Origin of the sequence: Alteribacter keqinensis (genome assembly GCF_003710255.1) — a bacterium.
GTDB classification, from domain to species: Bacteria; Bacillota; Bacilli; order Bacillales; family Salisediminibacteriaceae; genus Alteribacter; species Alteribacter keqinensis.
This window is the reverse complement of record NZ_RHIB01000002.1, coordinates 198915-212628: the sequence shown is the minus strand read 5'-3', so window position 1 is coordinate 212628 and position 13714 is coordinate 198915. Positions and strand designations below refer to the sequence as shown.

The 13714-nt window shown below is 46.5% G+C and carries 17 protein-coding genes; 13 read left to right on the top strand and 4 right to left on the bottom strand.

Translation table 11 applies throughout. The features are described from left to right. Positions 1-37: 37 nt before the first annotated feature. From flgL to EBO34_RS12620, 5 genes are all read left to right on the top strand, one after another. Positions 38-1198, top strand: a complete 1161-nt coding sequence (gene flgL, locus EBO34_RS12640; RefSeq protein WP_122899093.1) for a flagellar hook-associated protein FlgL — start codon at positions 38-40, stop codon at positions 1196-1198. Positions 1199-1279: 81 nt separating this feature from the next. After that, positions 1280-1861 (top strand): DUF6470 family protein, encoded by a 582-nt coding sequence (locus EBO34_RS12635; RefSeq protein ID WP_122899091.1) that lies wholly within the window; start codon positions 1280-1282, stop codon positions 1859-1861. A gap of 122 nt (positions 1862-1983) precedes the next feature. Beyond that, complete coding sequence (gene fliW / locus EBO34_RS12630) at positions 1984-2436, top strand: flagellar assembly protein FliW (RefSeq protein WP_122899089.1); 453 nt, start codon at positions 1984-1986, stop codon at positions 2434-2436. Between the two features lie 2 nt (positions 2437-2438). Further along, entirely contained in the window at positions 2439-2669 is a 231-nt protein-coding gene (gene csrA / locus EBO34_RS12625) for a carbon storage regulator CsrA (RefSeq protein WP_122899087.1), read from the top strand. 259 nt (positions 2670-2928) lie between these two features. Continuing rightward, positions 2929-3624 carry a helix-turn-helix transcriptional regulator gene (locus EBO34_RS12620; RefSeq protein ID WP_122899085.1) on the top strand — a complete coding sequence of 232 codons (696 nt, stop codon included), beginning with the start codon at positions 2929-2931 and terminating at the stop codon, positions 3622-3624. Between the two features lie 109 nt (positions 3625-3733). Here the strand turns inward: EBO34_RS12620 and EBO34_RS12615 are convergent, their stop codons facing one another. Next, a complete protein-coding gene (locus EBO34_RS12615; RefSeq protein WP_183163857.1) occupies positions 3734-4225 on the bottom strand; it encodes a competence protein ComK in 492 nt (163 codons plus the stop codon). 303 nt (positions 4226-4528) lie between these two features. Here EBO34_RS12615 and EBO34_RS12610 point away from each other — a divergent pair, with 303 nt between their 5' ends. From EBO34_RS12610 to EBO34_RS12575, 8 genes are all read left to right on the top strand, one after another. Next, positions 4529-5689 (top strand): flagellin N-terminal helical domain-containing protein, encoded by a 1161-nt coding sequence (locus tag EBO34_RS12610; RefSeq protein WP_122899081.1) that lies wholly within the window; start codon positions 4529-4531, stop codon positions 5687-5689. Positions 5690-5778: 89 nt separating this feature from the next. Beyond that, complete coding sequence (locus EBO34_RS12605) at positions 5779-5985, top strand: hypothetical protein (protein WP_122899079.1); 207 nt, start codon at positions 5779-5781, stop codon at positions 5983-5985. A 320-nt stretch (positions 5986-6305) separates the two neighbouring features. Then, a complete protein-coding gene (locus EBO34_RS12600; RefSeq protein WP_122899077.1) occupies positions 6306-6539 on the top strand; it encodes a hypothetical protein in 234 nt (77 codons plus the stop codon). A gap of 83 nt (positions 6540-6622) precedes the next feature. Continuing rightward, positions 6623-6979, top strand: a complete 357-nt coding sequence (locus EBO34_RS12595) for a flagellar protein FlaG (RefSeq protein WP_122899075.1) — start codon at positions 6623-6625, stop codon at positions 6977-6979. A gap of 111 nt (positions 6980-7090) precedes the next feature. Then, a complete protein-coding gene (locus EBO34_RS12590; RefSeq protein ID WP_122899072.1) occupies positions 7091-8749 on the top strand; it encodes a flagellar hook-associated protein 2 in 1659 nt (552 codons plus the stop codon). A 26-nt stretch (positions 8750-8775) separates the two neighbouring features. Then, a complete protein-coding gene (gene fliS, locus EBO34_RS12585) occupies positions 8776-9177 on the top strand; it encodes a flagellar export chaperone FliS (protein ID WP_122899070.1) in 402 nt (133 codons plus the stop codon). After that, on the top strand, positions 9177-9527 hold the full coding sequence (fliT, locus tag EBO34_RS12580; protein ID WP_122899068.1) for a flagellar protein FliT: 351 nt from the start codon (positions 9177-9179) through the stop codon (positions 9525-9527). Before fliS ends, fliT begins: the two co-directional genes overlap by 1 nt. Before the next feature lie 24 nt (positions 9528-9551). Continuing rightward, positions 9552-9956 carry a DUF8042 domain-containing protein gene (locus EBO34_RS12575; protein WP_122899066.1) on the top strand — a complete coding sequence of 135 codons (405 nt, stop codon included), beginning with the start codon at positions 9552-9554 and terminating at the stop codon, positions 9954-9956. A 259-nt stretch (positions 9957-10215) separates the two neighbouring features. Here the strand turns inward: EBO34_RS12575 and EBO34_RS12570 are convergent, their stop codons facing one another. The 3 genes from EBO34_RS12570 to EBO34_RS12560 all read right to left on the bottom strand — a co-directional run bounded on the left by EBO34_RS12570 (position 10216) and on the right by EBO34_RS12560 (position 13650). After that, complete coding sequence (locus tag EBO34_RS12570) at positions 10216-11739, bottom strand: sodium/proline symporter (RefSeq protein WP_122899064.1); 1524 nt, start codon at positions 11737-11739, stop codon at positions 10216-10218. 493 nt (positions 11740-12232) lie between these two features. Next, positions 12233-12820, bottom strand: a complete 588-nt coding sequence (locus tag EBO34_RS12565) for a glycerol-3-phosphate responsive antiterminator (protein WP_122899062.1) — start codon at positions 12818-12820, stop codon at positions 12233-12235. A gap of 47 nt (positions 12821-12867) precedes the next feature. After that, positions 12868-13650, bottom strand: a complete 783-nt coding sequence (locus tag EBO34_RS12560) for an HAD-IIA family hydrolase (protein WP_122899060.1) — start codon at positions 13648-13650, stop codon at positions 12868-12870. Positions 13651-13714: the final 64 nt, after the last annotated feature.

The window sequence follows — 13714 nt, the reverse complement described above, 5'->3', positions numbered from 1 at the left end:
AGTCACTTTACATAATGATGAGAAAAGGGTGTAAACGATGCGCGTAACACAATCAATGCTTTCAAACAATTCACTCCGCCACCTAAGCCAGAGCTACCAGCAGCTCCATACACTGCAAAACCAGCTTGCCACAGGAAAGAAAATCTCACGTGCATCGGAAGACCCAGTGGTCGCCATGAACGGGATGCGCTACCGCACCCAGGTAACAGAAATTGAGCAGTTCAAACGAAACCTCGGTGAAGTGAACAACTGGATGGATAACTCTGACGCTACTCTTGATAAAGTGGCCCACTCCCTCCACCGGGTCCGGGAACTGACCGTGCAGGCTTCCAATGATACCTATGAAGGAACCCAGAGAGATAACATTGCAAAAGAAGTGGAGGAACTCCGAAAGCACCTGCAGTCTCTGGCCAACACAAAGTCCAACGGGAAATACATCTTTAACGGGACGAACACAACGAACGAACCGGTCCGGGACGACCTTCTTGATGTAGGCCTTGACAGTGGAGGCTTCCAAAACTGGGTTGAAGGTGAAGAAACGGCTCACGAGTATCATATTACCCATCACGGCGTGCGGTACGACCGCATTGAGGATGAAGACGGGGAGGATATCGTGTTTGAAAGTGCAAACGGAGACCGGATTGTACTCAGCGGCTTCCCTGAAGAAACAACGATTGAACGGCAGTGGACGGCAACGGATGCTGATGAGAATGTGACGCAGGAAACAAGGGAGATGTCAGAAAGAGAGATCGTCATCTCCGCGGACGCATCTGTGTCGACAAACAACAGTAAAGTAGAAATAGAGCTGTTAAAGGGCGTGAACATGCCTGTCAACATTGATCCTTCCGCGGTGTTTTCGTCGGACTTTTTTGGAGATCTGATTCAGCTTGAAAAAGCCCTCCGGGACCCTGGCGTTAAAGGACCTGAACTGACCAAGTTTATCGATACCGTTGACCATCAGCTTGAACGGGTGGTCAATGAAAGGGCCGAGCTTGGTGCCAGACAGAACCGGATTGAAATGATGGAAGACCGTGTGCGGGAGCAGGAAGTCATCGCAAAGCGGGTGCTGTCGGATAATGAGGATGCAGATATGGAAAGGGTCATATCCCAGCTCATGTCTCAGGAAAACGTCCACCGGGCAGCCCTTGCTTCATCTGCCCGGATTCTGCAGCCGTCATTAATGGACTTTTTACGATAGGAAAGGCGGAGTGACTGAAAAAAGACAAGGAACGGTCTTTGCCGGTCACTCCTTTTTAAACACCGGAAAAAGGAGGTTGCGATGGATATTTCCCAGATACGAATTCAGTCGGAGCAAGGTCAGATCGGGATGTCACACTCCCGCCCCCATATGCAGATCAGGCAGCATAACGCTGTGATGGAAATTGACCAGAAGCTTGCCGGAAATTTATCGATCAGCCGAACAGCGTCAAAGCTGTTTATTGATCAGAGCGAAGCCTTTGCCGATGCGAACCTGAAAAGCCCACTCCGGATGGCATCGGAATGGTCAGCGGGCGGAAAACAGCGTGCTCTTCAGTACGCGGCCAAAAAGGCGCAGGAGGGGGAGCAGCTGAAAGCGATTGAAAACGGTGTGAATATGCTCCCCCGGGTGGCGAAAAACCACAGTGATCCTCCGGCGAAAGAAATTAATCTTGGGTACATGCCAAAAAACATGTCCCGGGTCCGGTTCACCTATCAGCCTTCTGAAATCAAAGTGGACAGTGCCTGGCCGGATCCGTCCATCCGCTTTCATATTCAAAAACCCGAACTTTCGGCTCCTCCCTGGGAGGTTAATGTGTATATGAAAAAGAATCCATCTATCACGATGGATGTCGTCCCTTCTTTAATTAATCGACATGTTTAGCTATTGTTTTACAAAAAAATATAGAATTTTGTAAGATTTTCGTAATAATTCGTAATTTACTATTGGCTTTTGAGGTAACTTTTTCTAAAATAGACATATGCTTAAATTTTGGAGTGATCTTCTTGCAGCTGAAAACAAAATATTCAGGAGATGTGGAAGTGGATGACAGTCAGGTTATTCATTTTCCCCACGGGATTCCAAGCTTTGAAGAGGAGCGCTCATTTGTAATGCTTCCTTTCAGCGCAGAACCGAGCCCGTTTTACATTCTCCAATCCGTAACTACCTCAGAACTTGCCTTTGTTATGGCAGACCCTTTTCCATTTTTCTCTGATTACCGTGTTGAATTAACGGACAGTACGATTGAGCAGCTGGAAATTAAGAATGAAGAAGAGGTATCCATATTCGGTGTGCTTACGGTCAAGGATCCCTTTGAGGAGACGACGGTCAACTTAAGCGGACCGATTGTGATTAACAACCGTGAAAAAAGAGGAAAACAAGTTCTTTTGCAGGACGGTAAGTACCATACCCGGCACCGGTTTCTTACAGAGACCTCTGCACACAGGGAGGCCCGGTAACGATGCTGGTCCTCTCAAGAAAGCTGAATGAGTCAATCAAGGTCAGTGACGACATTGAAGTGAAAATTATTGCTGTTGACGGGGATCAGGTAAAGCTCGGGATCGAAGCCCCCCGCCATATCGATATTCACCGTAAGGAAATTTACGACGCCATACAGAACGAAAACCAGGCCGCTGCACTCACCACTGTCGAAATGTTGAAAAAATTATCCGACTCGGTTAATAAGTCTTAGGTTCAGGGTCACGGTTTAAAATCGAAGTGACTTAAGACTCACGATACGGCAGAGGAATGGCGGTGAATAGTTCTTTTGGTCTATTTGAGGTGTGAGTAAATTTACAAATTACTAGTTTAATTGTGAAAAATCATAAAACACCCCCAAAAAACAAGAAAATACCTATGAGAGTCACAAACAAAAAACGACAATCGAATCTTGTTGGATTTTCGAAATAACTGATAAGCTATTGGTATAAAGTAACAGAAAGGAGATCTAAATGATGATTACAATGACGAACACTCCAACTATCACAGCAAATGTTCTGTTTTTGGATCAAAACCAACATTTAACCGCAAGTGATATGGAAGAGTTATCGTATGAGTATGCAGACTGTCAGTTTGATCACCTTTCAGCATTGCCTAGAATAGATAATCATTACGATTTTATTGTGGTGCTCGCCCATAGCCATGACCGCTCCACCGTACGCAGACTTCATGCACTTATTGAATCAGAAGCTCATACAAATATTATTGTAGCAAGCGTGGAAGACAACCCGGCTTCTCTGTTTCCGTACATAAATAACAATATCCAGGGTTTTATGTCACTGCGCTATTTTAAAGAAAACGCTACTTTTGTGTTCAGGCATATGAAAGAACAGGCACTGTTCTTGGAGCCGGCCTATCATTCAGTGCTGATACTTGAGATCGAACGCATCAAATTAAGAGAACAGCCGATTAAGAAGCTGATTCTTCAAAAAGAAATTGTACAGGAGATTCTATCTGAAAACGAACAGAATGTTCTTCAGCTCCTGCTGGAAGGAAACAATAATCTGCAGATTGCCCAGTCACTTTACCTGGCGCCTTCAACGATCAGCACGATTATCAGTCATCTGCTTAAAAAGATGAATGCCAATGACCGCACAGATGCCCTCGTCAAATCCATTCGAAACGGATGGGTCGACGCATACCGCTAACCTTTTTTTAAAGAAAAAACGTTCACTATAGTGAACGTTAATAGATATGTGGATTTGAGGAGGCCGATTACGCCCTCCTTTTTATTTTTTATTAGTGACAATTGTAATTTTACAGTTTCGCAAACAGTGACATGCAGTGGGACGCTCTTGTCATTTGCTTGTCCAGCACATGCTTGGACACATTTAAATCCAGGTGCTTCCCCGTGGAAAAGTGAACCCTCGAGTGGGGCTTCTTTTTTTGCTTTGGCGGCGAATCCTTTTCTTCTATTTCAGATACTTTCTTCAGGTGCTGTGAAAATATCCAGGCACACTCATGGATGTGAGGAGACTGTGTTGGGAAGGCACAAATGCGGTGAGAAACAGATAAAGGAACAGGCACCCTCTTCTGAAACCCCGTATGAAACAACACAGCATCTCTTCTTCCGTTAAATGATGAACCTCCGCTTAAACAGGCATACTCAATAATCTTGATACAAGGCTGGGCAACATAAACTGTCCGATCCAATTCTACGGCTTTTGCTTGATAGATCATGTCTGCATGTGGTAACAGCGCTAACGTCTGATACCCTACTTCGTATTCTTCTGCATATACTTCTCTCATCAGGATCATCTCCCTATATTAAGTTGTAGGTAATATATACCATACATCCATAATATGACATAAATAATTACAAATCAACATAAATTTTACAAAAATAAACAATATTTACACAATTTATTTATCTTCGAATTTATTTTAAAAAAATGTCAAAAAACAATTAAACACCGAGGACCTTCGACCGATATAAGAAGTGTCAAGTTCACAAAGAGGACGGCTGCAGACGTTCTCCTTCGTGAACAACCAAACGAAACTTCCACTCACAAGGACGTGACCGGAAGCCAAAACTCAAGGAGGAATTTTATTATGATTATCAACAACAACATTTCAGCGTTAAACACTCACCGTCAGATGGGGATTAACCAGCAGGCGAATCAAAGCGCTATGGAGAAGCTTTCTTCAGGACTTCGTATTAATCGTGCTGGAGATGACGCAGCTGGTCTAGCGATCTCTGAGAAAATGCGTGCTCAAATTAATGGTTTAGATCAAGCTACTCGTAATTCTCAAGATGGAATTTCTATGATTCAAACTGCAGAAGGCGCGCTGAATGAAACTCACGACATTCTTCAACGAATGAGAGAGTTAGCAGTACAATCAGCGAACGACACAAACACTGATGAGGATCGCGCTGAACTTCAAAAAGAAGTTGACCAACTTTCACAAGAGATTAGCCGTATTGGTAACAATACGGAATTTAATACTCAGAATCTTTTAGATGGTACTTTAGATAATAAGTTCCACATCGGAGCAAATGGAGGCCAAAATCTATCTCTTTCTATTGATGATATGAGAGCAGAAGCTTTGGGTGTTGTTGGAGTTGAAGATGCAAACGCAACTAGTTTTGGAGATTTTACTGTCACGAACTTAACAGGTGAAGCAGTAAACATAGAAGTAGTAGCAGCAACTGATAATGACAACGATGCAGTAAGTGAAACAACAGCAACTCTAAATGATGATGGTTCTGTTACTATTACGCTTGCTCAAGAGGCTGGAACCGCTACTACAACCGGTGATATTTCTGCAACTAAACAAGATGTTTTAGATGCCTTGAATAGTGTTAGTGGTTTATCAGCTGTAGCAACTGACCCTGAGGAAGATTTAACAGCTGATGCAGAATCTCTTGCTAGTGAACCTATCGCAGCAGCGACTTTTGATGCAAATAAAGGTATAGATATCTCTTCTCAAGCTGCTGCCGATGCTGCAATTACAACTATCAATGATGCAATCGAATCTGTATCTGCTGAGCGTTCTAAACTTGGTGCGGTTCAAAACCGTTTAGAGCACACAATCAACAACTTAGGTACATCTGCTGAGAACTTACAAGCTGCAGAATCTCGTATCCGTGACGTTGATATGGCTGCTGAAATGATGGAAATGACTCGTTCTAACATCCTTTCTCAAGCTTCACAATCTATGCTTGCACAAGCTAATCAACAACCACAATCTGTATTACAATTACTTGGATAATTTTATTATTCAACTTAAGAGAGGCTCTAGCTTAGGCTGGGGTCTCTTTTTATATAAAAGGTTAACAAGGTTATTAGGAGGTAAACAAATTGAGTTCTGATAAGTGTAGTAAGTGCTTTGATGGGTATATTCTTGATACTAATTATTTGAAGTATAAAAGAGTAGACGAACAGATTGATAAGCTATTTGATGGTGGGCAATTTTCTTATTATGATGCATTTAAATATGTAACTAGCAGAAACTCTGCTGCTAAAAAGAAATGTGTAGTATGTAATGGTACGGGGAAAATGCACTGAATTCATAGGTAACATAAAATCTCAAAATAGTGTATTAAGGAAGCGCTGGGACGGACCTGTTGCTTCCAAATAATAAAAACTAACAAGGTGCATGGCTCATGGCTCTGTGAGTTGGCATTTATCATTACTGTAACCTATTTTCAATCCTCTCTACTATTCCATTAAGATTATCAGTTCACTTTTACAAGTAGACAAACGAATTGGAAGCACCAGGTCCGTCCCATCGCTTCCCCTGTTGTTTATTAATGACTACTTTAAGACTTTCGAATTAAGAACGCGTGACCAGCATGGGGAGGTAGCTATTTAGAAGGGGGCAATCTATGAAAATAAAAGAAACGAAGGCATTTCTTAGAGACCAGCTTGATTGGGTTGAAACGCAAGACGAGATTTATGCTCAAATGGAGTCCCGGCTCTATGAAATGAAAGCGATTGCGGAGACTTGTTCCGAATCTTTCATTTTTGATTATGAAAGAAGAGAGCTCCAAGAGAGAATGGAAAAGCTTAAGGCGGAAGTGATTGCTCTTGAAAAGCAGCTCCACGTACTCGTTCACTGATTTATCACTAATTTCTAAAGAAATCGATCCGAACCCCGATATATAAAGTGTAAGCATACAATTACATACGGGGAGGGGTTCACATGGATGTGAAGCCGGTTGGTTCGATGACAGTTAATGACCTTTTTGCAAAGGTTCAAGGAGATCGGGCCGAGAATAATCGTCAGGGATGGACGACAGAGTCAGAGAGAGCAGTTGAAAAGAAAAAAAACTGGTCAAAGGACGAGCTGTCGGAAAAGCTGGATACTGTAAACAAGCTGTCAGACTTACAGAATACAAGTGTCCAGTTTCAGCTCCACGAAGGACTAGACCGGATGTTTGTAAAAATTGTAGATCGGAATACACAGGAAGTAGTTAAAGAGATTCCGCCTGAGGAGTTTCTGGACATGATTTCGTCGATGCTGGAGTTTGCCGGGATTATTATTGATGAAAAGATTTGACTAAAGACAGAGCTCGAGAAATCGGGTTCTTTTTTGTTTCATCAATGGCTTCACAAATCTCTATCTCGCACCGATAAAAGAGATAGAGAATAGGAACGGGAGTGTGGGACGATGAGTGAGATGCTTCGATTTGGCGGGTTGGCGTCGGGTCTTGATACGCATCAGATTGTCGACGATCTGATGAAGGCTGAGCGGATTCCTTTGGATAAAATGCAGCAGGACAGGCAGGTTCTTGAATGGAAACAGAATGCCTACCGGGACGTGAACCTGCAGATGACAAAGCTTCGTGATTCGTTTCGGGCAACGGGTCTCGGGCTTCAGAGTACATTTTTACAAAAAGCAGTCTCCAGCTCAAACACAGGTGTGGCCACAGCTACGGCAGTAGGAAATGCCCCTAATACGAGTGTGCAGCTTCAGGTCCAGCAGCTGGCCACTGCCACGTCGTGGATTACCCCGACAGGGGCGGATGATCCCGGCGTAAACGAAAACGTCTTGGATCAACGTGTTAAAGACTGGTGGGGAGACGGGGAAGGGCTTGAGTTTGTTGACGGACGGGCAACGATTTCCCTTGATGTGAAGCGTCCGGGAGGAGAGTTTGAAACCGTTTCGTTTCACGTTAATGATAATGATACGGTCGCACAGGTGTTAACGAAAATGAACCGGTCGGATCTTGGGGTGAATGCATATCTTGATCAGAGCGCGGCGGCAGGCGCGGTTCCCCAGATGATTATGACCATGACCGAGAGCGGAAGCGGCAGTGCGATCCGCCTGGCAGCTGAGGGTGAGGATGGAGATCCTTCGACGTCTGCGAATGGCCGTGCCCTGTTGGAGGCGTTCGGTTTTGGGTTCGGAACTGAGGATCCCCCTCAGCTTGAGACCGGTGCCGGGCAGGAGGGACAGAATTCCCGTTTCAGCCTGAACGGTCATGCCACCGAGCGTACAACGAACAACTTCACGATCAACGGAATCAACTATCAGTTGACGGGAGAGACGGTTGGGAATGAGCGGGTGACGATTACGGCTCAGACAGATACGGATAAGATAATGGAAAAGATCATGTCCTTCGTTGAGGAATACAATGAGCTTGTGGATACGATCAATGGGTCTCTGCGGGAGGAGCGGTTCCGGGATTATCACCCTCTCAGTGATGAGGAGCGCCGTGCCATGAGCGAGCGTGAGGTGGAGATGTGGGAAGAGAAGGCCATGAGTGGTCTTTTAAGGCGTGATCCGGCTCTCAGCTCTGCTCTCAGTGGCATGCGGATGAGTTTATACTCGAGTGTGCAAAATGAGGCGGCGGGGATGTTTAAGGACCTGGCGTCGATCGGCCTTGTGAGTTCGTCTGATTATATGGACGGCGGGAAGATTGTTCTGGATACGAACAGCCGGACGATGCCGGACGGGCAGCGGCTTAACGGTGAGGATCGGCTCCGTGCGGCGATTGAATCTGATCCTGAGGGGCTTTATCAGCTGTTTATGGGAAGCGGCGAAACTCAGGCAGAAGATGGCGTTTTAAGGCGCCTTCGGGGAAGTCTCGATACGGCAATTGACCGTGTGACCCAGCGTGCCGGGCGTGAAGGGCGCACAATGCATCAGTTCACTCTCGGGCGCGAGATGATGAATATGGATGACCGGATTTCGAATTTTGAGCGACGGCTTCAGCAGGTTGAACAGCGGTACTGGAATGAGTTTACGGCTCTTGAACGGGCAATGGCCAAGGCGAATGCCCAGGCGGATCAGATGTTTTCCCTCCTAGGCGGGGGCATGATGTAGGAATTTGAGAAAGGTGGACGATTGGGATGGCAGTAAGAAATCCTTATGCGAATTATAAACAGCAGAATATGCAGACAAAGACTCCGGGAGAGCTGACGTTAATGCTCTATGAGGGGTGTGTGAAGTTTATCCGGCGCGGGGAGAAGGCGCTGGAAGAGGGAAACATGGAACTGAAGAACGAAAATCTGATCAAGGCGCAGAATATTATCCGTGAGCTTATGGTGACGCTTCGGGTGGAAACGGATACAGCGCGGAATATGATGCAGATGTATGATTTTATTTTGTCACGTCTGACGGACGCGAACACGAAAAATGATGTGAAGGCGCTTAAGGAAGCGGAGCGGTTTGTCGTTGATTTTCATGAGACATGGAAACAGGTGATCAAGATTGACCGTCAGCGTCGTCACGGTGCGGGAGTTCAAGGGTAATGACACGGGTACAGGAATTGTATACCATCACGAAATCCCTTCATGACTATGCAAAGGAACGACCTGAACCTGATGAGCGTGGGGCGTTTATTGAGCGTCTCACAGATATGCTGGAGGAGCGGGGCGAAGTGCTGGCCGGGCTTGAGGACTACTCCGATGAGGAGCGGGCGGTGCTGAAGGAAGCGGTTGATATGAACAGTCTCATTGAGGAGCGGTTGCAAGAGGAGCTTCGTCATATTAAGATGGACATGAACGAGTTGAAGCGGAAAAAGACGACCGGACGCCGGTACGAGAATCCTTACGGGGAGAGCGGACCGGTTGACGGGGCGTTTATTGATCGGAAAAACTAGCAGTCTGAGTTAGGGTGATGGTTGATGTCCGGAAAAGTAACAGCTGCCCAGTCGCGGTTTCTGGAAAGTTACGTGGAGCTTTTGCGCGAGCTTGAAGATGTGTACGCATATGTAAGCGAGTGCTACATTAAAGGCGACGTTGATATTGGGGACAGGCTCCTCCGTGATGTGATGAAGGGGATGCTTCCGTATCATCCCGAAAATATGACCGTTGTGTCTATTTTTGGTGATGACGCTGAGGCGATGCAGGTGCTGGGTAAATTTCATGGTGCTGTGCTGCAGGCGGTGGAAGTTGAAAAGCGGTTTGCGGACGATGAGGATACAGGCGGGCGGATGCGGTTTTTGCATGAGGTACTGGTGCGCCGGTATCAGTCTTGGCGTGTGATTGTTGAAAAGAAGAAGGGTGAGTGGGAATCCTCGGGAGAATGAGGGTTCTTTTTGTTTTATTTAGGACTTGGAATGAGGCGATGCTCTCATAATTTTAAGAAATGTTGTCTGTGAGAGTGTGTTTGGAAGGAAATTATATGCGGATCTGGTTATCTTAATATTCATCCGTCAAATCTTAATATAAATCCGTCATACATTTATCCGAATCCGTCATAACTTTACAAAAAGCCTCATTAAAAAGCGATTCATTAAAAAAGCACCCCCGATAGGAGCCGCGTTCCTCCTGCCGGGGGTCATCTGTTTATCCTGCTTTTTTCATGTCGTCGACCATCTGATCGGCGTTTTCCGGTTTTTTCGTAAATAAGCTTACCACTACGGTGAAGAAAGTGGCCACGAGGAATCCGGGAACGGCTTCATAGGTGATGCCGAAGAAGTACTGTTCCAGGAAGGCCTGGACGTCGATGATGGCGTATGTCCATTGCGGCTGCTGGGCAACCATGATAACAGTGAACAGACCGGTGATCATGCCTGTCAGGACGCCGGCTTTTGATAATCCTTTCCAATAGAAGGTTAAAATCAGGGCCGGACCGAAGCATGCGCCCAGTCCTCCGAAGGCGAACAGGACCATCCAAAACACAAAGTCGGTTGCGGTTGACGCAAGCCAGATGGAGAGTCCCATCAGTACCATGATTACGAGACGGCTGTAGGTGATCAGCTTTCGCTGGGAAATTTCTTTTCCTTTTGCGAAAATGCGGTCGTAAATGTCACGGACCACAGCGCTTGCCCCCACAAGAAGCTGACTGTCGGCACTGCTCATGATTGCGGCGAGAACGGCAACGAGAAGGATGCCGGCAAAGAACGGATTGAGTACTTCAGCCCCGAGTGACGTGAAAATCTGCTCGTTGTTTTCACCTGGGAGCATGTCCACACTCGGGAAGTAAACGCGGCCGATAAGTCCGACCATGATGGCGCCCCAGCCCATAATCACGTTCCAGAACGTGGCGATAAGGGCAGCCTGACGCATTTCCCTGACGTTTTTCAGACTCATGTAGCGGACGATGATGTGAGGGTTACCGGGGCTTCCAAAGCCGATACCGATAAGGCCGATGACGGCACCGAAGGCAAAGGCGAACGGACTTGTAAAGCCGCCTCCTTCAGCCTGCATCGCCTCAAGCACTGGTCCGAATCCGCCGAGCTGGAAGATGGCAACGATCGGTAAAATAATCAGAGAGAAAAACATAAAGCCGATTTGAAGGACGTCGGTTTTACTGACGGCGTGGAATCCGCCGAGAATCGTATAAAGGAAGATAATAGCCGCTGTGAGCCAGAGACCCTGCGTGCTGGAGATGCCGAGGCTTCCTGAGAAGGCTGTTCCCCCGGCTACGAGCTGGCTTCCAACGTAGGCAACCATAAAGAAGAGAATGATCAATGAACTTACGAGACGGATTATTTTTGTTTTATCCCCAAGGCGGTTTTCAAGGATGTCGGGGATGGTGATGCTGTCGGTTTTTTCGCTGAATGTCCGGAAGCGGCGGGCGACGAAGAAGAACATGAATACTTCAACGGTGATGTATCCTGCGACGGCCCAGACGGCGTTCAGGCCGGTGAGATAGGCGGTTCCGGTAACCCCGAGTACGAGCCAGGCGCTGCGGCCGGAGCTTACGGCGGAGAGTGCCACTGTCCATTTGCTCAGGTTTCGGCCGGCGAGGAAGAAGTCGGTTAGTCCGCCGGAGCTTTTACGTGAGCTCATGACGCCGATCACGATGAGTAAAAGTAAGTATAGAATTAGTACGGTTACAGTTAACGGATGTGCGGTGATGTCCATAGTATTGTCCTCCTGGAGTTATAGTGTGTTTGCTAGTTTTGCTGGTCCTGCCTGGCGGTGACAGCGTAGCATACGCCGCCGAGTGTAAGAATGGCCAGTGGAACAAGGATGAGGCCGAAGAAAATACCAAATGTCACGGGATCACCTCCTAGGTTGTTTCTACTATTATATTATATTCAGAAAATAATGAAAGTTTGATCAGTAGTGAGCATAGGGGGCGAAATTAATTGGAGTGGTTCGTCTGCAATGGAAGATTTTCAAAAGGAAGTTACTTTCTGAAGGTATCTGGAAGAAAAATGGATGTGGATCTGGTTATCTTAACATTCATCCGGCAAATCTTAATGTAAATTCCGCATAACTTCATACAAATCCGTAATAACTTAACACAAAGCCCCAATAAGCATGCTGCAGGTAGGGCAGAGGGCTCTATATGGATACGTTTAACACAACCCCAAAAAAGCACCCGCCGGCATCTCGGCAGGTGCTTTCATTTTTATAAATCTGTATGCCACAGCCTTGGGCTCCCGCATGAGGCTGCGAGTGCGCCGGCTTCAAGGGCCTCGCTGATTTCCTGTTCGTTTTCAATGAGTCCTCCTACAATAATCGGAAGGGGGGTGACGTCGGTCAGGCGGGTAATGACCCGAGGAATTACGCCCGGGAGGATCTCAACGGCATCGGGATTGGAGGATTCAATCATCTGGATGCCTTTTTTGATGGCGCTCTTATCAATGAAGAAAAGGCGCTGAATTGTAATGAGGCCTTCTTTTTTGGCAAACTTAATGAGGTGGTTTTTCGTTGTGATAATGCCTTCGGGCCGGACCTTTTCAGCGATAAATTTGATGCCGCTCCGGTCGTTGGCAATACCATCGACGAAGTCCAGATGGACAAACACTTTCATCCCGTTGTCGTGCAGTTTTTTGACGCTTGCCGGGACGCTTAAAATATCACCGGTCATGAGAAAAGCGACATTGCAGTTGCTGTTGATGGCCTGTTCCAGCTTCTCCGGACTGTTGACCGCTGCGACAACCTGCGATTCGATCAAATCGGTGATGATGGGTATTTGTGGTCCTTTGTTGTCCATAGTGGCTGATCCCTCATTTTTGTGTAATAAAACGCTTTCTTGTTGGTCTATGTTACTATCGTATGGATTTCCTTGACGCTTGTCAACGTATAATCCGGTTGATATTTGGAATTTTTCCACATATCAAGGCTCGTGATCCCTGAAAATACAAGGACGGTTTTCATGTTATTATCAAGCCCCATTTTAATGTCCGTTTCCAGGCGGTCACCGATAATGTAGCAGTCCTCCGGTTTAAGCTGAAGGGTTTGAAGGGCAATGTCTGTGACTGTGGAAGAGGGCTTTCCCGCAATCACATCCACCGGCTGTCCTGCAGCGCCTTCAAATGCGCCGATAATCGCACCGCAATCGGGAATTTCACTGTTGTTTTCCATCGGGCACGTGCGGTCAGGGTTGGTGGCTACGACGGTCGCTCCGTTACGCCATGCCTGAAAAGCCATATTGAGCTTTGCGTAATTGAAATCCCGGTCCCACCCGAGAACCACGTACGAAGCGTCCAGCGGTTCATTAGTGACGGGAACGCCTGCTTTTTCAAGTTCGTCCAGAAGGGGACGTTCGCCGATGACCCACGCCGATTCGTACGGGGCAGCGTGTTCTTTTATGTAGTGGGCGGCTGCCACGTTGGAATTGATGATGTTATCAATCGTCAAGTCAATCCCCATCTTTTGAAGTTTGTGAAGGTAATCTTCCCGTGAAGCGATGGATTTGTTTGATAGAAAGAGAATCTTATGTCCTTTTTCACGAAGGGCATTAATCGCCTCCGGAACGCCTTCAATAATCTCGTCTCCCAGATAAACGGTGCCGTCTAAATCAAAAATAAAGCCTTTTTGCATGGATTTCATCTCCTTTAAAATGATAGGGCCAGCGGGGGCGTCTTCAGCTGTTCTTGAAAAAAGC